General features: G+C 59.8%; 16 protein-coding genes. 2 read left to right on the top strand and 14 right to left on the bottom strand.

The features are described 5' to 3' along the window. Window positions 1-139: 139 nt before the first annotated feature. From NATPE_RS19955 to NATPE_RS20010, 11 genes are all read right to left on the bottom strand, one after another. Window positions 140-1,411, bottom strand: a complete 1,272-nt coding sequence (locus tag NATPE_RS19955; protein WP_006183468.1) for a phage NrS-1 polymerase family protein — start codon at window positions 1,409-1,411, stop codon at window positions 140-142. A 357-nt stretch (window positions 1,412-1,768) separates the two neighbouring features. Continuing rightward, window positions 1,769-4,828 (bottom strand): TraM recognition domain-containing protein, encoded by a 3,060-nt coding sequence (locus NATPE_RS19960; protein WP_015299298.1) that lies wholly within the window; start codon window positions 4,826-4,828, stop codon window positions 1,769-1,771. Continuing rightward, window positions 4,821-5,948 carry a hypothetical protein gene (locus tag NATPE_RS19965; protein WP_006183470.1) on the bottom strand — a complete coding sequence of 376 codons (1,128 nt, stop codon included), beginning with the start codon at window positions 5,946-5,948 and terminating at the stop codon, window positions 4,821-4,823. The genes NATPE_RS19960 and NATPE_RS19965 overlap by 8 nt, the downstream gene beginning before the upstream one ends. After that, entirely contained in the window at window positions 5,941-9,198 is a 3,258-nt protein-coding gene (locus NATPE_RS19970; RefSeq protein ID WP_006183471.1) for a VirB4 family type IV secretion system protein, read from the bottom strand. The genes NATPE_RS19965 and NATPE_RS19970 overlap by 8 nt, the downstream gene beginning before the upstream one ends. Window positions 9,199-9,202: 4 nt before the next feature. Continuing rightward, a complete protein-coding gene (locus NATPE_RS19975) occupies window positions 9,203-10,399 on the bottom strand; it encodes a hypothetical protein (protein WP_006183472.1) in 1,197 nt (398 codons plus the stop codon). Next, window positions 10,400-11,104, bottom strand: coding sequence for a hypothetical protein (locus tag NATPE_RS19980; RefSeq protein WP_006183473.1), 705 nt, complete (start codon window positions 11,102-11,104; stop codon window positions 10,400-10,402). A 182-nt stretch (window positions 11,105-11,286) separates the two neighbouring features. Beyond that, complete coding sequence (locus NATPE_RS19985; RefSeq protein ID WP_015299300.1) at window positions 11,287-13,047, bottom strand: hypothetical protein; 1,761 nt, start codon at window positions 13,045-13,047, stop codon at window positions 11,287-11,289. A gap of 51 nt (window positions 13,048-13,098) precedes the next feature. Beyond that, complete coding sequence (locus tag NATPE_RS19990; RefSeq protein WP_006183475.1) at window positions 13,099-13,584, bottom strand: pilin; 486 nt, start codon at window positions 13,582-13,584, stop codon at window positions 13,099-13,101. A 14-nt stretch (window positions 13,585-13,598) separates the two neighbouring features. After that, window positions 13,599-13,868, bottom strand: a complete 270-nt coding sequence (locus tag NATPE_RS19995; RefSeq protein ID WP_006183476.1) for a hypothetical protein — start codon at window positions 13,866-13,868, stop codon at window positions 13,599-13,601. 461 nt (window positions 13,869-14,329) lie between these two features. Further along, on the bottom strand, window positions 14,330-15,265 hold the full coding sequence (locus tag NATPE_RS20000; RefSeq protein ID WP_006183478.1) for a WD40/YVTN/BNR-like repeat-containing protein: 936 nt from the start codon (window positions 15,263-15,265) through the stop codon (window positions 14,330-14,332). A 472-nt stretch (window positions 15,266-15,737) separates the two neighbouring features. Next, window positions 15,738-15,905, bottom strand: coding sequence for a DNA-binding protein (locus NATPE_RS20010; RefSeq protein ID WP_004048632.1), 168 nt, complete (start codon window positions 15,903-15,905; stop codon window positions 15,738-15,740). Between the two features lie 134 nt (window positions 15,906-16,039). Here NATPE_RS20010 and NATPE_RS20015 point away from each other — a divergent pair, with 134 nt between their 5' ends. After that, window positions 16,040-16,336 (top strand): PadR family transcriptional regulator, encoded by a 297-nt coding sequence (locus NATPE_RS20015; protein ID WP_006183479.1) that lies wholly within the window; start codon window positions 16,040-16,042, stop codon window positions 16,334-16,336. 53 nt (window positions 16,337-16,389) lie between these two features. Then, the gene (locus NATPE_RS20020) at window positions 16,390-17,277 is read left to right on the top strand and encodes a hypothetical protein (protein WP_006183480.1); all 888 of its coding nucleotides are present in this window, start codon (window positions 16,390-16,392) and stop codon (window positions 17,275-17,277) included. Window positions 17,278-17,598: 321 nt separating this feature from the next. Here NATPE_RS20020 and NATPE_RS20025 read toward each other — a convergent pair whose 3' ends face one another. From NATPE_RS20025 to NATPE_RS20035, 3 genes are all read right to left on the bottom strand, one after another. Next, complete coding sequence (locus NATPE_RS20025) at window positions 17,599-19,881, bottom strand: copper-translocating P-type ATPase (protein WP_015299301.1); 2,283 nt, start codon at window positions 19,879-19,881, stop codon at window positions 17,599-17,601. 146 nt (window positions 19,882-20,027) lie between these two features. Continuing rightward, complete coding sequence (locus NATPE_RS20030; RefSeq protein WP_006183483.1) at window positions 20,028-20,225, bottom strand: heavy-metal-associated domain-containing protein; 198 nt, start codon at window positions 20,223-20,225, stop codon at window positions 20,028-20,030. A gap of 146 nt (window positions 20,226-20,371) precedes the next feature. Further along, a complete protein-coding gene (locus NATPE_RS20035; RefSeq protein WP_006183484.1) occupies window positions 20,372-20,767 on the bottom strand; it encodes a hypothetical protein in 396 nt (131 codons plus the stop codon). Window positions 20,768-20,894: the final 127 nt, after the last annotated feature.

Raw genomic sequence — 20,894 nt, forward strand, 5'->3', positions numbered from 1 at the left:
CGCGACGACGACAGTGAGGAACACGAGTGCAATCCACGACTCGTGGTCCAGCGCGTCGATCCCGCATCCGGGCGAACCGCTTTGCAGCTGACTGTCGTTTCGCGCCAGCCGAGACGTACGCTTCGTCGCAGTCTCGCTGTTACTCGGAGCTACTCCCGAACAACCCTTTTGCCCGGCCCCACACGGACGCTGTCTCGGACTCGGTACCGTCCTCACCAGAATCGACAGTGGTCGCTTCGTGGGGATTACTTGGCTCTTGGTCACGGTCTGTGGGTGCTTCGGTGAGTCGCTCGACTTCTGCTTCGAGGGTGTCGATCCGCTCGTTCTTCTCTGCCAGTGTCGCCTCGAGTTCGTCGACGCGCTCGGTCAGCAGCCGGTTCTTCTCGACCAAATACGCCCGACTCCGCTCCGAGTCATCGGTATCAGTGGCTGCCGACGAGTCGGTAGCGGGGTCGTGGGCGTCCGCGGTGTCGTCGCCGGCGTCTGGCTCGTAGAACTCCGAGGTACTCGTGATTGCTCGCTCGATGGTCTTCTCTCCATACGTTGATCCATCCGCGTAGTGGACCTCATCCCACTTCTCGCGAAGCAACCCGGACTCACGGAACAGTTGATCCATCTGCGTCCGGTCGCCGCCGGTCCAGAACGCCAGCAGACAACACAGCGCCATGTCAGCCTCCGACTGGCTATCGTACCCGACCGTGTTCCCGTTCCAGAGCCGCTCGAACTTCTCGCCGTTCGACGCGTTCCGGGCCTTCTCGAGGAGCACCTCATCCTCGAGGTCAACTTCGACGTTGACTGCACCGCTCGTTGCTGACTCCCCGTTAGTCGCGCCACGGGGCTCGGACTCGGACGCCGTGTCGCTGCCAGTGTCCTGGACGTACTCGCGGTGAATCGCCGCGAGCGCGTCCTGCCGGCGGGCGACGTGAGTCGGTGTCTCGTCAACGTGGTCGCCGGTAACGGTGAAAAACCGCGCCGTATCGTACAGTTCGATGCTCCCCCGCCGATTCCGGCCCTCCGGGAGTTCACCCCTGAGGAGAACGTGATAGCCGGTGCCGGACGGCGACACCTCCGTGTAGGAATCCAATCGGTCGATGATGTCTCGCGCAGCATCGTCGACGTCGCCGGTCTCCGGATCGCGACAGTCGTCCAAATCGACGCCGACGATGGGGTCGTCGTCGGTGAACACGAACCCGACGCCGTCCGCGTGCTCTGTCTCGGTGTACTCGAGTGCCGTCTCGAAATCACTCCAGGTATCTGATTCCGTCGACGACGCGAACCCACCAGCCCCCGGCGTCACCGGAATCTTCGTCGGTTTCCCATCTCGATCCTCTTCGCGCCAGCACACCCACTGCTCGCGCTCACGCACCCCCTCGGGGAGCCCCGAGACAGCGAGCGACGACTCAGACACCATCGATCCCCCTCGCGGTGAGCGTCCATCTGGACATCGTCCACTCACTATCACGATGTTGATAAACACCCAACCATCCGGTGGGCTGTTCGCTGTCCTGTCCAACGGGGACATCCCGTTCTATACTAGTTGGTTTTGGCCTTCGATTTGCCCTGAACATTGCTCCCGTCCTGTGATTTTCCCCTGAACAACCCTCGGATTCCTGACCTGAACGGCTGCTCTGCCCTGAACAAACCCGATAATGGACCAGAGATTGGTGGATAGAACGGCTAACAAGGGATGATTGGGATAAGGGCGATGCAGCAAAGTGAGCCAGTCGGCGACCCTCGTGGATTGCGTTCATAATTCTGATAAGAGGAGTCATTCAAGGAGCTGTAATCCGTCTGTGGTCAGATCGATACCAGAGTAGACCGTCACCAAATCGTCGCCGTCTCTGACACGGTCATCCTCATACTCGATGACGTTCGAAAGCTTCCGACCGAACCAGCTCGCGTTTGTCCCATCGATGTCGTGCTGGTCAGTCCACTTCGAGTACGCTTGAAACAGGGTCGCCTTCGGAACCTGCGCTCCATCAGCCTCTCTGATGTACATCGCCGCGAACGCCTCGATGCCGTCACCATCTGGCTCGATTTCCACTCCCTCCGCTACTGATGAACCTGATCCAGCCGACGGGGCCGACTCCGCAGCCTCCCCCGAGTCTGGAGTCTGACTGTGCTCACCGGTAGGGTCGTCAGGCCATAGCTCGTCGTTGTCCGGTGATGCAGGCAGTTCGTGTGTGTCACCCTGCTGGAAGAGTGTGGGACTGCCGTCTTTTGGCAGTATCAGCACGAGGTAGCTGTCGCGCGAATACTCCGCGTCTGGCAGGTCGACGTCAGGGAGGAACGGCCGTTTGATCGGTGTCCACTCCGCCTCGAACTCCTCGCTTGACTCGTACGTCCGCGTTTCGCCGGGTTGATGGACGGTATACTGGCCGGATTCGCGGTCGTGACTGTAGTAGGCTGGCACGTCATCTTTCGAGAGCGGTCCATCATCCGGAACGCGGGCGAACTCCGTCTCACCGTCCGACAGTACGCGTTCACCGCTCTTGCGTCTCCAGACTGTCCGATTCGTGTCGGACGTACAGGGTCGAACGGCGGTGACGCCACCGTGGGCTGTTGCACCACCGCCGAAGGTCACGACCTCGTCGCAGTTGTAGAACTGTTCGGTGCCGTCCGCTCGCTCTCGCAACGGTACCGAGAGAATGTTCTCGACGCGTGATGCCCACTCTGTTTCGGGGTCACCTGGGCGAACGACGAAAATCGGGATGCGATCTGCGTCGTGCGCTCGTTTGAGGTTCTGCAAGACTTTCGCGGGCCGATCCGGTGTCGTCGTCTCGGCCTCGATGTTGAACACGACGTCGTGATCTGGGTGCGTCGCGATGGCGTCGGGTTGCTCGCTGCCGTCTTGTTCGAGGATATCGACGCTAAACCCGCGCTCGGTGAGGCCCCGCTCGGTCTCCACGAGCACTGCATCGTGGTCAGACCCGCCTGCCGACTCGACGTCGCCCGTTTCAGGTTGCACTTCTGCTTCGCCGGCCTCGGACAGTCGCGTCACGACATCACCATCCTGCAACTCGACGTCGATCAACCGCGACGCGTTACGGACCTCTGGTAGGTCATCGTCCGCGTAGTCGATGTCGGAATGAGCGTTCTCAAGGCGCGTCGCCAGTTCCTCGTCGACAGCCGTGACGTCCACCCAGCCATTTGCCTCGCGGACGTCCGCTCGGATTTGGACGGCGCGAATCGCGTCAGCCATCGTCTCGGCCAGGATTTTCGTCGGGTCCGCTGCTTCGTTGGCGTCGCTGTAGATGAGATTCTGCATAATCTCCGCGTCGGTCAACGGGTCGGTTCCATACCGGTCCAAACTCGCCTCGATGATATCGTCGACTGCATCCGATGACCGTAGTGGGGGATACGGTGGGAACGTCCGGAGGAGGACAGGTTCGGAGTACCGACCGCCCTCTAGTGGGAGTTTCGTCCAGGCCTGGTACTGATCGGTCGAGATGAGGTCTTCGGCAGTGTAGTCGCGGAATCGCTTCATCAAGAGCTGGGCGTCGTCGACGTCGTTCACGGAGAAGGCGATGAGGTTGTCGCAGTTGTTCTGCATCGCCTTCCGCGTGTCCTCGCCGAACTGCGAGGGATACTGAGAGGACAAGGTCACGGAGAGACGCATCGATCGGGCGCGGGCGAGCATCGACTCGATATCGAGGTTTTCGCTCGCGATGTCGTCGAACTCGTCACAGAGCACGAAGTAGGGATCTGGATCGGTATCGTGCTCGTAGGAGCGTTGTTGGATGGCACTCCAGAGGTTCCGCATCACGCCGAGCGTGACCATCTTCTTGATGTCTGTGTTCTCGACGGGCGTCCGGACGATGACGATCCGATCGTTGTCGATGATGTCACGGAAGTCAATGGTGCTCTCGCGGTGGGAGATGATCCGCCGGATGACCGAGTTTTCGACCCACGACTTGATGCGTTTGAGCAGCGGGCGGATCGTCTCGTCGTCCATCCGCGCGATTTCGAAACAGAATTCCCTGACGTAGGGATCCTCGACGTCGTAGGCGAACTCTTCGCGGCGCTCGGCGTGCAACAGGGTGAAGTACATATCGATCACCGAGAACGGCTGGTCGGACTGCATCATCGCCCGGCCCATCGACTCGGTGATCGACTCCATGTTGATCCCCCAGTACTCGTCCGTATCGAAGATCGCTTTCAGGTTCTCGATGCGATTCTCGATCTCGTTCTCACGCTCCTCTTCAGTCTCGCAGTCGGGGACTTCGAGGAAGTTCAGCCCGACCGTCTTGTCGTGCTCGGATGAACCAGGTTCGATCCAGACGACGTCTTTGAGCCGGTCTTCGGGCAGCATCCGCAGGAGTTCGCGTGAGTCGCGGCCTTTCGGGTCGAAGTATACGAATCCATACCCTGAATACGCCCACTGGACCATCATGTTCAGCAACTCTGTGGTCTTCCCGTAGCCGGTGGTTCCCGTAATCCAGATGTGCCGGAAGAGAGACTCGAAGCGGAGCGGGGCTTCGCGGAACCCTCGTTGGGCGTCCTCGTCGTACCCAATCCACAGCGGCGATGGAGCTGTATCGACACCCGATTCTAGCATCTCGCGGACGTGTGATCCGGCGACGGTGCCCTCGTTCAGCGTCTCAGTGACGACTGGCTTGCTCCCGACGTAGTCCGTCTCCTGTTCGGTGATATCGTACGTTTCGCCAAGCAGCGACTGTGGACCCGGACTGGTCCCAGTCATCCGACCTGCGTCACCCTCGAAGCTCTCGTCGGACCTCGCTTCACGTGGCGTGTCGTCGCTCTCTGACGTGCCTTCCGACGTAGCGTCCTGGTCGGCGTCGTCGCGACCGAAGAAGCGATCAAACACGATCCTCTCCTCCCTGTCTGGCCGGTCGCTCGTCAGACCGGTGTCTAGTCGCAGATTGTTCGTACTGGTCCGTATCTGCGGGGACGCGGTCGCCGCGCTGGGTGTAGCGCCAGTCGATATTCGGCGTCTCGATCTCGTTGTTCGGGATATGGGCAACGCCGGCGAGCTCGTCGACAGTCATGATCATGCGCCGGTCGGTCCACTCGCGGTCAGCCATCCGAGTGACGTGCTGGCGGAGCTGTTTCGCGCGCTTGCCGTCCTTGCGATGCCAGACTGGCGTATCGTCGAGACCCTGCTCGGTGATGGCGTTATAGTACTTCCTGAACATCCCGGCGACGCCACGGGCACGGGCCTCGGCTTCGTCTTTATCCGTGGACGCTGCGAGGACGCGGATGTTGACGTGGAACGCCTGCTGGCCGCGCTGCTGCTCGATGGTTTCGGCGGCCTGTTTGTCCTTCTCGCTCGCTGGCCGCGTGCGGGGATTCAGCCACCCTACAGAGGTTCCCTGTCGGAGTGCGTGAGCGAGGTCGTCGACGCTGTTGTGCTTGAATCGGTCGCCGTCCGTCCAGGACTGCTTTGCCGGTCGGAAGACGACCTGCGTGACGACCGTGCTGTCGTCGAGTGTGAGCATCTCGCTTGTAATCTCGCCGTACGGGTCGTTCGCCCATTCGTCGCTGTTGTGGTGGCGAATCGGGTAGTACGGAAGTTTCTCCATTTCGAGCCACGCACCAGCGACGTACTCGTCGGGGTCGATAACGGGGAAGGCAACTCCTCCGTCGACGGGGAACACCTCGCTGTTGGCGTAGTTGTTGCCGACGCGGCGGCGGAACTTGTCGGCGGCCGCCTCGGTCGCGGCGTGCATGTAGAACGTGATCTTCCCCTCGTCGAACCAGACCTCGAAGGAGTGGTGGTCGCTCGTGTTCTTCCCCCGGAAGTTCGTCGTAACGTCGTGAACTGATTGGAGTAGCCCGGCGCCGTCGACGACGCCCTGGTTCTCTTTGAACGGGCGAATTCGGAGCAAAATCCCCGGCGCATCCGCCGGCTGCTGGACAAGTGGTTCTTCGATCGGTAGCTGTGTGGCGTCGTACTGCGAGGTGCCGCCGAAGAGTCGGTTAATCATCGTCACTCGCCTCCTCCTCGGACTGACTAGCGTCCTCGCCGCCATCGGCGAGCGCGGACGTCTCCTCCGTGCCGTTCCGCCGTGCGTTTGCGACCACCGCCTCGACGATCTCGTCCTCGGTGAATCCATCATCGAGAATGCGAGTGGCCTCGTCCTCGCAGAGATCGTAGCGACTGGTGAGGGCATTCATCCGCGCCTCGTTCTCCACGAACGCCTCGAAGTCGACCAGTTCTTCAGACTCATCGCTGATGGCTTGCTGGATGAACTCCTTATCTGCTGGTTCGTAGTCGATGACGCGTTTCTCGAAGGGGTCCGCAACGACGTGGAGCGGATACGTCCCGTGTTCCTCGACGCAAACGAGCGCCTGACTGTAGCCGAGATCCTCCTTCCCGGCATCCGCCCCACGAACGTACTGGCGCTGCTCGCGCGTCAGCCCGATTTTGTCGGCCGTTTCGTCGTCCAGATCGGGCAGTTTGTGGAAGACTTTGATCGGGCACATGCCGAGGATCTTCTCGGCCTGGTCGGTCTCGTAGAACTCCTGGGCGGTCTGCGACAGTAAGACCATCCGGAGGCCGGCGTGGCGCTGGTGGCGGAACGCCGTTTCGAGGAAATCGAGATTCGCTTGGTCTTCGAAGAGGTAGTGGGCCTCGTCGATGGCGAGTTCGACGTTGCGGTCGGTCTTCTTCGCCTGCTGGTAGACCGTCGACAACAGCAACTGCATCAGGAACGTCTGCCGGTCGATTCCCGACGCACTCCCCTCGATCTGCCCGAGGTCGATATAGACGACCTTGTTGTCACCCTCGAGGATATTGACTTCTGAGCGTTCCGCGAGGTTGTCGTACGATCCGCCCTCACGGAAGGGCTGGAATGCGATCGCCAATTCGTCCGCGTACTCTGCAGCACGTTCGCGAGCAGATTCGGACGCCGCGATGTTGTGCTCGTCAGGGTTTTCCGCGACATCAGCGAGAATCCGATGGACGTCGGTCATCGTCGGCGAGTTCTCGGGCGTATGCGTCGAGATGTCGTCTTCGACGACACCGGCCTGACGGTACGCCTCGTCGATGACGTACGAGAGTACGCCCGTCTCAGTCCCGAGGTCGATGTCACGAGCGGTCAGGAAATTTTCGAGGACGGCGTAGACTTCGTCTTTCTTCGCGGACAGTGGGGAGATGCCGTCCTCGGCGTTGAGGACTTCCTGTGGCGTCTCACGGATCTCCAGGGGATTCAGATGTGTGTCGCCACCCACCGTGATCGTCTTCGCGTCCAGGGCGTCGGCGATGCCTCTGAACCCTCCGACTGGGTCGATCATCACGAGCATCGTATCCTGCTGGCGTTTCATCATCCGCAGGTGACGCATGATGTCACCGAACGTCTTCCCGGCGCCGGGCATTCCGACGACGAGTTCGCTGTGGCCGGTTTCGAGGTTCCACGGGTTGATCTGGACGGGTGAGCCGTTGTGGCCGTGGTAGCCGTACTCGACACCCTCGTCCATCATCATGTAGTTCGACGAGAACGGGAACATCGCCCCGATGGCTTGATTCGTCAGCGTCGACATCCGGTCGCGACCGAGTTCGTTCGCACCGAGGGGCGAGACAGTTGCAAGCCCTTTCTCCTGCCAGCGGTTCGCGACTTTGAGTGTGCAGTTCGCCGGGGCGTCCTTGACGATCGAGCGTAGCCTTGTCGTCTGGTTATCGAGTTCCTGCTTGCTCTCGGCGGATAGTCGGATGAAGACGCCGCCACGGTAGAACGACGCCTTGTTCGCACGGACGAGTGACCGCATGAATTTCCCACGGTCGATATCGTCCTGGAGGTCCTCGGCTTTGAGACTGTTGGCGTCGTGCTGGTTGACCTTCAGATCCGAAATCCAGTCGGCCATCATGTCCTCGGCCGATTGGGTGTCGAATGGGTCGAGATGGATGCTGATGTCCGTCTGTAGCTCAGTCTCCAATAGAAGGCGCTCGAACATCCCGTCGGCAGGCTCTTCTGGGAACTGTTCGATCCAGAACGTCCGAACATACGTGTCGTCGTTGATGACGGCGTAGGTCGTCTCCCAGTCGACCGTCGACGGCGCGATCACCGATTGATGTAGCGTCGACGTGTCGCCGAGGCGGTCCTGATCAGCGATCTCCGTTTCTGATGCCTTACTGTCTCCACTATCGAGGTCGTCCATCGCATCGACGACATCGTCTGGATCGGGCGTCGACGGTACGTCGTCGCTAATGCCGTGGGCGACGACTGGGAACGTGCCGATTGCGTCAGTGATGTCGCCATACTCCTCAGTCCGTCCCGTCCAGTACTCTTTGGTCACACGGGTGAGGTCGTAGGCGTCGACCGGACTGACTGAGCAGCGGTACAGCGAGGACCCACCGCGGCGAATCTGGCCGAGGCGGGATTCTAACTTGTCTTCCTTGAGTCGGTCACGTTCGGCCTTGGAGAGACCATCAGACTGGAAGCGGCCAAACACGCGCCCCACGACAGGGATGTCGGCGAGGTAGGCGAGTACGCTGTCGCCGGTTTCGTCGAGCTGTTCGACGTCGGCGTCGCGAACGGCGGTGATAATGTAGTATTCGCGGATGGTCGTGCTCTCGGAGTCGATATCGCCGTTCTGGTCGGTGTTGGTGGTGATGTACTCGTCGAGCAGTCGCTTGAGGACGGGCCGTGAGCGGACGTCGGCGTCACCGAGGCGACGCTGGTGGTCGCGGACGCTGTCGTCCTGGTCGACCTCCCGGCTAGTGATATAGAACTTCACGGGGAAGTCGATGGTCGCGTTGACGAACTCGGAGAGCGAGTCCACGGCTTTCGCCCACGCCTCGTCATCCTCGAGGGCCATGTTCGCCGGCTCGATCTTCATCGCACCGACAAGCGCGCCGTCTGACCGCTCGATGGCATGCGGGAAGACCTGCCCAACGCGAGTTAGATAGCGGACCTCGCTATTGTCCTCGCCGTGCGTGTACTCTTTGTTCTTGACTGCCCAGCCGAGCCGTGCGGCTAGCCACTCGGTGAGCCACAGGTAGGAGGGCTTCACTTTGTGGAGCACTCCGAGGACGAGGCCGAGCATGATGCCGAACCCGAGAACGGGAATGGTGAGTGCGGCCGGGACGAGTGCTGCACCGACGAGCGTGACGAACGCCACGCCGACGAACAGCATGATCTCGCCAATCGTGTACCCCTGGAAGAACGCTGTCGTGCCGCCGAGTGACTGATGGATCCGTCGGGCGCTGTACTCCTGGTCGTCAGTGTTCGTACTCATGAAATTACCACCGTGAGACTTTCTCTTTCGTATTTTTGAACGCCTGCTTCGACCGGGCCTTCGCCGCCTGCGATGCCCGACTTGCGTCTTCTTTCGCCTTATCGCGCATCCGCCCGGTCTTCGATTGCCGCAGGTTGTTGTAGCGGCCTGCGTGATCCGTCGCTGACTGGGCGGAGGAACCTAGTTTGTAGGCGTTCGAGTCGCCGCCCCCGAGCTGGGCCTGTCCGCTCTTTGTCACTGGACCAGATTTGTTCTGCGCGTATCCTCGATGCACGTTCCGGGCACCGCGAACCGATTTCCCAGTTCCTTTCTTCGCGGCTGAGGCGGCAGCTGCCGGATTCGTATGGGTAGCTCCCCGACGGGCGATTGTCTGAATCGCGGGGGCAGACCAGTAGACGGTCATAATCGAGGCGATACAGGCTGCCGGAATGAGCACGAGTCCGAGGAATAGCGAGAAGATTCCACTTGCGCTCGCTGTGAGATCCATCTGCCAGCCGATCCGGAAGAGGACTGCAGCAGGAAGTCCCGCGAGAACCAGACCAGGGTAGATGCCGGCGGCACGGCGAGCAATCTTCGAGGCCGGGGTGAGGGGCCATACGTCGAGGGCCCAGAAGACGCCGAGCAACGGCATCAACGGGGTGAGCACGAGAATGCCCAGCCAGCGGAGGCCGTAGACGAGGCCAGCAACGATGAGCAGGAAGTTCGAGACGAGAGCCATGGCGAGAACGACGAAGAGGCCACCGACTGCTGACTCGATGAGACTCCCAAACCCTGCCGACATATCGTTGATTGGGGCAAGCGTGAGGCCAACTGCATTGACGAATTGGAGCGGGATCGACACAAGGGGGAACCAGACGAACGATCCCATGAATACGAGCCCGATACGTCGGAGAAGACGCTTTCGTCGGTAAGGACTGATCGACCCTGACCGCAGACCGATGTAGGCGAGCCCGACGATGAGCAACATTACCGTCAACGGCAGGATATACTGGAGATAGAAATCTGCGTACAGGCTCTGCCATGGCGCATTATCAGGGGTGCCGACGACGATGTACCGGGAGTTGGATTCCGGCGCAGGGACACCGACAATCGGATTGAGAAGGGCCCTGAAAATGTCGTTCGCGAACCCGAGGAGTGCCTCTTTGATGCTGTTGATGACGTTCTCGATGGCGTCCTGTACCTGTTCCTCAAGCCATCCCATTCAGGCATCCTCCCCGTTCGACGTCGTCTGGGTCGAGTCAGTCGGGCCACCGTCGACGATGGTGAGCTCGCACGAGTTGTTCGTTCCACCGTACTCAATCGTCTGTGAGTACGACGGGTTCGCCCCGGCCTGGACGGCTCCAGTTACTGTGAGTGGAGCCGTTCCGAGGTCGCTACAGTTGACGTGTGCCCCCATTCCAAGACGCCCCTCGGTCTGGTAGATCGGAGCCGACGAGTAGACGGTCGTCGTCTCACCGGCCGGAAGGAGTGTATTGTGGCCGAATTCCATCGTCTCCTGTGACTTCACTCGACAGAGCGGGGCGTCCGTCCACCGGGCCATGGTGAGGAACGACGGAGCATTCCCCGTATTCTCGATAGAGAACGCGGCGAGTTGCTGCCACGTCGATCTGTCTTTGTCCCAGTCCATGTCCGGGTGATTCTGGGCCCACATGACGTCTGTAATCGTGAGTTCGGGCTCAAGGGAGATCGTCGTCTTGCCGATGGGCTCGTCACCAGCGACGGCGACGACTCGGTACTCTCCGGGAGTGTACCCGTCTTCGGCTTCGCCGAGTAGCTGAAATGTAACCTGTGTCGCTCCCTCTTGCACTCGCTGAAGCGAGTTCATCTCACCGTTCGGGTTGATGAGATTCACCGAATCAGCGTTAGTGTCGCTAGCGAGTTCGACGACGAGGCCGGTCTCGGTCATCGCGACGCGCTCGAAGGCATCGCTCTCGCCTCCCGGTGGGGGCGACGTCTCAGAACCCGGACTGGTGGGTTCGGATGGCGATGAGGAACACCCAGAGAGCGCGACGAGAGTAGCGCTAAGGCCACTGAGAACTGTTCGACGGTCAATACACTTGCCGTGAGTGGGAGCTGTTGTGTTGTCGTTCATGTTCGGTTTGTGAGTCCGAGCAGCGCCCCGTCGGACATGTAGTCGAAGCCGAAAACCAGGACTCCAACGGGGATGAACCAGAGAACCGTTACGACGACGAGCTGGATGAGCGTCTGGAGGTCGGGGAAGTTCGCTGGTGTCTTCGTGACATCCTCCGACGCAGCGTAGGGCTGGTCAGTCCGCCACCAAGCGGTCGGGGTGTATTGGCCCCGAACGACAATCGCTGGGTCCGAGATGGTAACGACGGCCATCCCACTGCTGTTGAGCGCCGTGGTCTGGTTTCCGATGGTCAGGCGGCCGGTCGTGACAGCGTCGCCAGTTGCGCTCTCCGTAACCACCGCACGAACGACCGCGTGGGTCGCGTTTGTTTCAGTGACTGTCAGGGTGAGATTCGTTTCGCGGACGGTCTGCTGCTCGGCGAGGGTGACTGTTCGCGATTGTCCGCGGACGATGCCATACACTGTGACTTCGCGGAGGGCACTCCCATCGAGGGTTGTGGAACTCAGCGCAATCGAATCTGCGTTCACGTACGGATCCGCAGACTCAAGGACGATGTTCGACGGCAGTGACGGCCCTGTCTGTTCGGTTCCCCACGTTTCCTCGATAGTGAGCGGGCGCTCACCATCGTCGGTCAGTTCAGTTGGTACGTACGGCGCTTGCCGGCTCGGGAACGCGTGAACTTGGACGGGGCGCACCGACGACTCAGCACGAGACGTGTTGGTCGCGGTGCTGGTGACCATCGTCTGCCAGCCGGATCGCCCGGCCGTGTAGAACCACCAGTTACTCCGGGCCCGAACGTCGCCGTCAACCGTGATCGACGACCACTCCGTGTTCGGATGGACGACCGCGCCGACCCGGTCTTCGTGGGCCTCGAACTGGACGCGTTTGCCAGTGATGTCCGAAAATTGATTGACAACGACGGACTGTGACGTCGACACCGTTTTCGACGCTTCGAGGGTTTCGATGTCGCGAGTCCAGTCGCCGTCACACCCGGATGTCGATGAGTTCCAGTCCGGACAGTCAAGCGTTATGTGGCGGAGCCGTACCGTGATATTAGCCTCGACGGTCAACTGCTGCGATTCCGAAAGATCGGTGTACTGGAGCGTGGCCTGATGTCCGCTCCCCGAGTCAATAGTTCTCCCATCAGCGGAGAGTTCAACGGACTCGATGCTCGTTCGCTCGATCGACCAGCGTTCTCGATGCGATCCGTTCGTATCATCTTGGGGGACGGCAACGCGGTGGTCACTGATCGTGCGGACCTGGCCGTCCGGGGCAATGTATCGCGTCGTTCCGTTCGCGTGATGGAGAATCGTCGACGGCTGAACGCCGAAGATGCTAACATACGCATCCTTGATGTACACACCGTCTTCGAGGAATGCACCGGCAGGATGGACCGAGGAACCTCGACCACCAGGGTTGTAATCTCCGAAATCGCCGCTGTTCCAGTTCGAAGCAGCCTGTGGTGGGCGAGCGAACGGGATGTCCGTTGACCGGGCAAGCCGATGTGCGAACTCAGCCCGCGATGAGACGTTTGTGTCATCGAAATCGTCGACCGAGAGGTTGCCGTTGTCGACGTCTTCCGACCAGAGCCGCTGGAAGGTGCTGTTGTTCACGCCGTAGGCGGGCCCGTCGTCAGGAACAGAATCCCCGGGATCCGAGGGGGTGACTCCGTCCATCCCTCCGGCGACGACAATTCCAGCGGTGCTACTCACGAGGAGGAGGGCAAGCACGGAGGCCATCGGGCGGGGGGCGTGCATTCTATTCCTACGAGGGTCGCGGGGACAGTTCGCTGGCGATCCCAGATGGGGTTAGAAAGGCTTCACGCAGTCCGAGAAGCCAAAGCCCATCTGGCTGCCGACCTTGTCGATGAGTTCGGGCGAGACGAGCGCAAGGACGACGATGCCAAAACCGATACCGGACATGACGAGTTTTTCTTTGGCATCGTTCTTCTTCTCAGGGTTACCGCCGGCGCGCATATATGAAAGACCAGCTTTCCCAGTGTAGAAGCCGGTTGCAGGAAGACCGAGGCCAGCGACCGCGCCGAACACAAGGTCGATCCCGGTCGCGACGCCGGTGTTGCAGTACACGTCGCCGACCTGATTCTGGGCAGCGGCTGGACCGACAGCGACGACGAGGAACGCGAGCCCCATCGCGAGGGATACAACTCGCGGGGGAACACGGGTGAGGGTCGGTTTGAGATGGCTGCTGTCCGAGGACTCGGTCGGCTGGTCGTCGGTGGAGGGCGATTCAGTGGCCGTTGCATCGCTCGCCGGGTCAGGGGGTGAATTGTTCATGCGGGATTTGTCTGCTAGTCGGTGGAGGGATCTGTCTCGAGCAGGGCGTTTAGGTCATCGATGCTGGAGGTCTGTTCAAGAAGGTCTTCGAGGTCTCGACTGGTATCGGTGAGCGCCTCCTCGGCGAGTGTCGAGAGTTCGTCCCGATCGATGTCTCGATACGTCATCTGCTCGGTCAATGCTTCACGGAAGAGCCCGGATGCGTTGATGCCGGTCGCCCAGCTGAGGAATAAGGCATCGGCGGGCTTGATCGATACAGTAGTGTTGACAGTGTTCCGTGACATTTGTCAGCTGAGTATGTGTGATTGACCGATATTGTGTGTTGTTCCGTGCTGTCATATATGCTTTTTGTGCGAGTTGAATACCGGTGAATAATACATACTCTCAGTTATATAAGAAACACTACTGTGGTAGGTCTACAATAACATAATCGCAATACAGCAATACGAAGTGAATGACTCTAACTTCTGCGGGTTGGTCTACACAGTGAGATTAAGACGCCGGAGGAGAAACCCGTCATACGATGGATAGATGCGGTGACTGTGGCAGTGGAATCCTCGATGGCTATCGCTGCGAAAATTGCGGGAGTTTCACCTGTGAGGACTGTTTCGAATATCTCCCCACGAAGGGGCTAATCGTAACCAATCACAAATGCCCCCACTGTGACGAGTGGGCCGTGCTCGATCAATACGCGTAATACAGCTTAGACGCGCTCAAGTCACGGAGCTCCAGTACTGTACTCAATTTAGTAGACTGCCAACGACCGAATCCCCGCTGGCACTTGTCCCGCATCGGTCCACATCCCATTGGCATCGCGGTTGATGAGTCTGCCGTCGTTCGTCCCTGCGAGTACAGTCCCGTCGATAGCCGTCCACGCGAGGACAACTTCCTCCGGTTCACCCGGATACGAGACCGCCTCTAACGACTCGCCGGAGTCCGTCGACTCGACCAGTATCCCGTCCGCACCGTTCTTCCCGCTCCACGTCCCTGGCGAGCTTCGTGCTGCCGCTGCGTAGAGCCGGCCATCGAGTGCGAAAGCCTCGCGGAAGTACCGATGATCGAGGTCCGTATCGAGGCGCGTCCAGGACTGACCTGTGTCGCGTGTTCGGTAGAGGCCATCACCGGTCGACGCGACGTACTCGTCGGGGCCCAGGATGAGAACGTGATGGACGTCGTCGTGGACGCCTTCGCGACGCTCGGTCCAGGTTGCTCCGCTGTCGTCGCTGATGTGGACGCCGCCGACCTCGACACCGGCGACCACGCGGTCGGGTGTCTCGGGATGCACACCGAGACTCCGGATGTGGGCCTCGTTGCGGTGGCGCGGCGTATGCCACTGGTCACGGGACGGAAGGTCCTGAAAGCCCTCGAGTTCGGCCCACGAATCGCCGTCATCGGTCGACACGTAGAGATGCGCCGGGTGAGTTCCCGCATAGAGGCGCTCACCATCTGCACTCGCGACGACCGAGTAGACTTCCTCACGTGGAATACCTAGATTTTCCCACGTCTGGCCGTCGTCCACGGAGCGGTACAGTCCTGACTCCGACGCGGCGAACACACCGTCCACGGCGGGGAACGTGCAGATACGGGGGGTGTCACCGCTGTCGAGAACCTGGTTGGCGTCCTCGACGGGGACTGCTGCTGTGCGGTAGACACCGTCTCGAGTGCCGACGAGAATTGTCATGGTGGGAGTACGTCCGCTGTCTGAATAACCCTCGGGGTGAGCCAGGTAGGGCTTAACCAACAAACCGTGAGATTCTACCGAATCTGTTGGTTAAGTCTTTGCCGTCAAAACTGTGCTACTCAAGGTCCACGATGTCTCCACTACCGTCATCGAGAGGGTCACGAACCTCTGTGAGGCGTCGCTGCCCTTCCTCGTAGAGATCTCCTCATTCGTCACGGTCGCATTCAGTCGTATCGTGCCGATCGATGATCTCGTCGATGCGTTCCAGTCGCTCTGTGATCTCGGCGTCTTTCGCCATCCTCAGAGCATACCCAGTCAGAGGCCCGTAATGATGAGTAGAAACAGCACGAGGATGAGTTTCGACTACTTGCCGTTCGGTATCCGGTGCGTCCGCCATCTCCCTTTCCTAACTTCTGAACAGGAATCTCAAAAAGCTACGTTCGAGTGCCGGGGTTGGCTGCGTTACGCAGGCCTACAGGTCGCGGGGCTGGACCGTCTTCCGGTCGTTGGCCTCAGCACGCTCTGCGGCGTCGTCGAGCAGTTCGGCGACCTCTTCGTTGAGGGCGTCGTAGAAATCTGCCGAGACGTTGTGGTCCGAGAGTGCGTCCTTCACGGCTGCTTTGACGATGAGGTCAGACATTCCATCGCGGACTTCTCTTGTCCACCAGATAAAGGTTCGAAGTTCTCACGTAGTCTTCCTGGCCAGTCACGCCGAATTCGCCTCTGAGTACCAGAGAGAACATATGCCACCCCTCAAAAATAGGGAACAGGCAGATGCACGATCTAACTGGGTTCCAGCGGGATATCTTGTACGTAACCACCGGGCTCGAGGAACCACATGGGCTCGCAATCAAGGACGAACTCGACGACTACTACGAGCAGGAGATCAATCATGGCCGCCTCTATCCGAATCTCGACGATCTCGTCAATAAAGGACTGCTGGAGAAGGGTGAACTCGACAAGCGGACGAACGTGTATACGGTCACGCAACGGGGATTACGGGAAATCGAGGCGCGACGTGAGTGGGAAAGTCAGTATTTAGAAGATGTGAACGCACCCACTCCGTCGTAGAATCATTATAAAAACGGGACTGCTTTACCCACTTCCCACGAATCCACAGTAAGATGGCTTGGCTCGTCTTCTATCACCACCCCCAGGCCGAGAATTTCTCACTCAAATATAGCTCGGCATCGGTGGCAGAAATCCTGTCTCAGCGAGAGCAATCCGGCGAGTCGACAAAGCTCATCGGGTACCCCTTCGAAGCTCCAGTCTATGTGCTCTACGAAGGCGATTCAGAGATCGAATCAGCCCAAGATATCGACTTCGATCAGGAATGGCTGAGCGACCGTATTCGTGACCTCCCCCGTGCTGGGCAGGTTGTCGCATTCCGATTAGTAGAGTTGCTCGAAGCCGCGGTCGATGTTCGAGATGAGGATGAGTTCCGGCTCTACAAGGAGTTCGAACCGCAAAAGATCCAGCAGGCACTCGATCACGTCTCCTGGGGAGCACCACTTCCGACCGTCGCTGGAGAGGTGATGGCGAATTTGATCCTCCGACATTCCCTCCCGAATGCGAATCATCGAACTAGCATCGCGATGCTGCAGTTCTGTATTGAGAGTGTGGACCCGGATTTTGAGATGCCACGAACGCACGTCGACGACGATACCTGGCGAGAGTGGGTTGATCCCTATATCGTCGATTCCAAGCGGCTCATCACGGTCCGCCGGAACAATCTCCGTTTCAAGCAGCTCGAAGAGTTGGACGTCGACCTCGTCGAACGGAAAGACGGGATTCAAATCCGATTAGCCGAGTTCGAGCTTGATATGCACTGGCGAGAAGCCCTCTCAGAATACGCTGAGCAGCACGAATCCCACTGTACGGACTTCGCGCAGGCGGTTCTCGAACGAGCAGAACGGGACGATCTGCTCGACCGTCAAGGACCCACGAAACAAGAGTTCATCACGTATCTGGAGGCCGGGCTCGTCGAACGGGACTTCAGAGAAATGTTCTGATCAGTCGCGAAGCTCGGCGACCGACTGTCCGACCTCGCGAACGTGTTCACTTCGCTCGAGGTCGAGTTCCTCGGCGAGGTAGTCAACCGTCTCTTCGAGGCTCATATCGGAATGAAGTCCGTCTAACGGTATAAACCTAGTGCTGGCGCAACAATGTCGCCCATCAGAGGAAGCGTCTGTGTATACCAAACTTCGCACCCCTCGGGATAACTGTGGAATCGGTGACCGCATAGCGATACCCACCGAAATCACGCAGTGTCGCCATTTGCTGTCCATTAACCGAACTCAATTGAAAGAAGCTCCGAAGCGATCGGGAGCGTTTCAGTCTGCAGGTTGTGCGTCAGTCGCTGGTGTCCCGCTTGGAAGCTCGGGGATGGACAGGTCCACGCGGCGGAGCAGCTGAGCGTTGATCGCGACGATTACTGTACTCAACGACATCAGAAGTGCACCCACAGCGGGGGACAGCAGAATCCCAATCGGTGCCAACACGCCTGCTGCGAGCGGAATCGCGAAGACGTTGTAGCCGGCGGCCCAGACGATGTTCTCCTGCATCTTCCGGTAGCTCGCCTTACTGAGCTTCACCAGCCGAACGACGTCCATCGGGTTGTTCTGCACGAGAATAACGTCGGCCGACTGGACCGCGACGTCGGTGCCACTCCCGATCGCAATGCCGACGTCGGCTCGCGTCAGCGCCGGCGCGTCGTTGACGCCGTCGCCGACCATCCCCACGAGTTTGCCCTGGTCCTGGAGTTCCTGGACTTTCTCGTCCTTGTCTTGGGGTAGGACCTCCGCGAACACCGTGTCGATGCCCAGTTCGTCGGCGACAGCGTTGGCGACGTCCTGGGAGTCCCCAGTCAGCATCGCCACCTCGATGCCCAGATCGTGGAGGGCGTCGACGACGCGGAAACTCTCCTCGCGGATCACGTCGGCCATCGCGAAGGCGGCGATCAGCTCTCCGTCACGAACGAGATACACCACAGTCTGGGCGTTCTGACCGGCCTCGTCAGCGAAGTGCTGGAGATGGTCGGGAATTTCGCTATCGAGTTGGGCCAACAGGTTCGGGCCACCGACGTACACCTCGTTTCCGTCGACATTCGCCCGGACACCCTTGCCTTTAATCGCCTCGAAGGCTGTCGCGTCAGGAGTAGTTACATCTCGCTCGTCGGCGGCCTCACGGATCGCTCGGGCGATCATGTGTTCGGAGTCACTCTCGACGGCTGCCGCCAGCCCGAGCGCGTCGTCCTCGTCAACGCCGTCGACGGTCGCCATATCCACGACGCCGTGTTCACCCTCAGTAAGCGTCCCTGTCTTGTCGAAGATGATGGCATCCAAGTTCCGCGCGTCCTCCATCGCAATTCGGTCGCGGACGAGCATCCCGTTGCGCGCTGCAAGTGAGGTGTTGATCGCGACGACCAGCGGGATGGCGAGCCCGAGGGCGTGTGGGCAGGCGATGACGAGCACCGTCACGACTCGCTCGATGACCGTCGCGTCGAACGAGACTGCGACCGTCCACGCAATCGCGGTCACGACTGCCGCCCCGAGCGCGACGTAGAACAGCCAGCCGGCCGCCCGGTCGGCCAACACTTGCGTCTTGGACTTGCTCTGTTGAGCTTCCTCGACGAGGCGCATGATGCCCGCGAGTGTTGTCTCCTCGCCCGTCGCACCGACGCGAACACGGAGACTCCCGTCGCCGTTGATGGTGCCGCCGATGACCTCGTCGCCAGGCTCTTTCGAGACGGGCTTGGACTCGCCGGTGATCATCGACTCGTTGACGTCGGAGTCACCCTCCTCGACGGTGCCGTCAGCAGGGACACTCGCGCCCGGCCGGACGAGCACGAGATCGCCTTCCGAGAGCTCACTGACGGGAACTTCTTCGGTCTCCCCGTCGTCGGTGATACGCTCGGCGGTGTCTGGCATCAGTTTCGCCAGTTCGTCGAGCGCGCTGGAGGCCCGCCGGACCGACCGCATCTCGATCCAGTGGCCCAGCAGCATGATGTCGATCAGCGTGACGAGCTCCCAGAAGAACGCCGACTGTGTGGGGAAAATCACGCTCGCGAGGCTGTAGACAAACGCGACGGTGATCGCCATCGAGATCAACGTCATCATCCCCGGCGACCGGTCTTTCAGCTCCGGGAGTGCCATCTGGAGGAATGGAACGCCACCGTACGCGAAGACGATGACCGCGAAGACGGGGTTGATCCACTCGCTGCCCGGGAATACAGGGACGGAGAAGCCGAGCCACTCCTGTAGCATTTCGCTGTACAGGAGAACGGGAATCGACAGGAGCGTCGAAACGAAGAAACGCCGCCGGAACATCTGCTCGTGGCCCTCGTGCATCCCGCCATGGCCCTCACCGTGTCCCTCGTGGGAACCGTGGCCGTGCCCGTCGCCCTCGTGTCCGGCGTGTTCGTGCTGCTCGTGGGACGCCATCTCACCTGCCGCAGCAGGGTGAGCTTCCTCCTCTAGTAGCTCCTGTTCTACCCCTTCCTCGTCAGATTCCGCGACCGCTTCATCGTGCTCACCGTGTTCGTGCTGGTGACTGGTGGTGTCCGGCTGGTCCTCTCCTCCCGGGGAATTCTCAGTTGTATCTTTGTGGTCGTCCATGAGTCATGTTCTCTATTGAGGTGGTTCCGCCGGCTTCCTGAATCTTCGGCCCTGAAACCGTACAGCAGGACCAGCGTAGACGAGCTCCGAAGACAACAGTTAGTCGTCGTCTCGAAGCGACTTGTGCTATCCGCAGCGCACGATACTCAGGCGTGAGCGGTGTATCCCGCGTCTTCGACGGCCGCCACGAGGGCCGTGACCTCTGCCTCACCGTCGACACTTGCCTGTTCACTCTCCCTGTCGACGGTCACGGAAGTTACGCCAGTGACCTCTTCAAGGGCCTCTTCGACCGTCTGCTCACAGTGACCGCACGACATTCCTTCCACGGTGATGGTCGTCGTCATACAGAGGTACATACGGCTCCCTCTCTTTAGCGGATTTCCCCTTCGATTATACTGGTCTCTTGGGGGTCAAACTTTAGATTCCAAGTGATACGTGCAGCCGCAACGAACCAAATCTCAGATTCAGCAACTGATGATGGCGGGAAGACTCAGGTATCGTTGTGGCGCTCCAGATACGTCTTCGCCGCTAAAAAGACGTATAGTGCGCCGATAGCCCGAATACCTGAGCGGAATCGCTCGTTCCATTCGATCGACTCCGGACGCTCGTACAGGAACGCGGTGGCAAATCTTCGATACAGATCGGGAAACAGGAAGACGATAGCGCCGAACACACCGGTAAGATTCATCAGCCACGCGTATGCTCGCCCATTGAGGAGGGAAATCGCAGCTATCAGAACGCCCTCAGACCGGATAGCTGGGCCGACCCACCCTCTCACCGTTCCCTCGCTTGGATTCGCAATCGCGAGTTTCTCGAAGAGTTTGACGATTTTGTCCGGGAACAGCGCTGAGAGAGCGCCAAGGACACCCACGAGTGTTCGAATCATACGATACTGTACGACCGGTACGGACATAATTCCCGCTGCGACCCTACACTGGCGAGAATAAGGGGAATCCGTACAATAGCGACTTCGAATGAGGAACAACGCCCAGAGGCCGCTTCTCGAATGAACG

It is taken from the genome of Natrinema pellirubrum DSM 15624 (assembly GCF_000230735.2).
In the GTDB taxonomy this organism is placed as follows: domain Archaea; phylum Halobacteriota; class Halobacteria; order Halobacteriales; family Natrialbaceae; genus Natrinema; species Natrinema pellirubrum.

Excerpts from the sequence above, each read along its gene's own strand:
- NATPE_RS19970 (WP_006183471.1), bottom strand. The coding sequence starts at position 9,198 with ATGAGTACGAACACTGACGACCAGGAGTACAGCGCCCGACGGATCCAT.
- NATPE_RS20035 (WP_006183484.1), bottom strand. The coding sequence starts at position 20,767 with ATGATTCGAACACTCGTGGGTGTCCTTGGCGCTCTCTCAGCGCTGTTC.
- NATPE_RS19975 (WP_006183472.1), bottom strand. The coding sequence starts at position 10,399 with ATGGGATGGCTTGAGGAACAGGTACAGGACGCCATCGAGAACGTCATC.
- NATPE_RS20000 (WP_006183478.1), bottom strand. The coding sequence starts at position 15,265 with ATGACAATTCTCGTCGGCACTCGAGACGGTGTCTACCGCACAGCAGCA.
- NATPE_RS19955 (WP_006183468.1), bottom strand. The coding sequence starts at position 1,411 with ATGGTGTCTGAGTCGTCGCTCGCTGTCTCGGGGCTCCCCGAGGGGGTG.
- NATPE_RS19985 (WP_015299300.1), bottom strand. The coding sequence starts at position 13,047 with ATGCACGCCCCCCGCCCGATGGCCTCCGTGCTTGCCCTCCTCCTCGTG.
- NATPE_RS20030 (WP_006183483.1), bottom strand. The coding sequence starts at position 20,225 with ATGACGACGACCATCACCGTGGAAGGAATGTCGTGCGGTCACTGTGAG.
- NATPE_RS20025 (WP_015299301.1), bottom strand. The coding sequence starts at position 19,881 with ATGGACGACCACAAAGATACAACTGAGAATTCCCCGGGAGGAGAGGAC.
- NATPE_RS20015 (WP_006183479.1), top strand. The coding sequence starts at position 16,040 with ATGCACGATCTAACTGGGTTCCAGCGGGATATCTTGTACGTAACCACC.
- NATPE_RS19980 (WP_006183473.1), bottom strand. The coding sequence starts at position 11,104 with ATGACCGAGACCGGCCTCGTCGTCGAACTCGCTAGCGACACTAACGCT.
- NATPE_RS19995 (WP_006183476.1), bottom strand. The coding sequence starts at position 13,868 with ATGTCACGGAACACTGTCAACACTACTGTATCGATCAAGCCCGCCGAT.
- NATPE_RS19965 (WP_006183470.1), bottom strand. The coding sequence starts at position 5,948 with ATGATTAACCGACTCTTCGGCGGCACCTCGCAGTACGACGCCACACAG.
- NATPE_RS19990 (WP_006183475.1), bottom strand. The coding sequence starts at position 13,584 with ATGAACAATTCACCCCCTGACCCGGCGAGCGATGCAACGGCCACTGAA.
- NATPE_RS20020 (WP_006183480.1), top strand. The coding sequence starts at position 16,390 with ATGGCTTGGCTCGTCTTCTATCACCACCCCCAGGCCGAGAATTTCTCA.
- NATPE_RS20010 (WP_004048632.1), bottom strand. The coding sequence starts at position 15,905 with ATGTCTGACCTCATCGTCAAAGCAGCCGTGAAGGACGCACTCTCGGAC.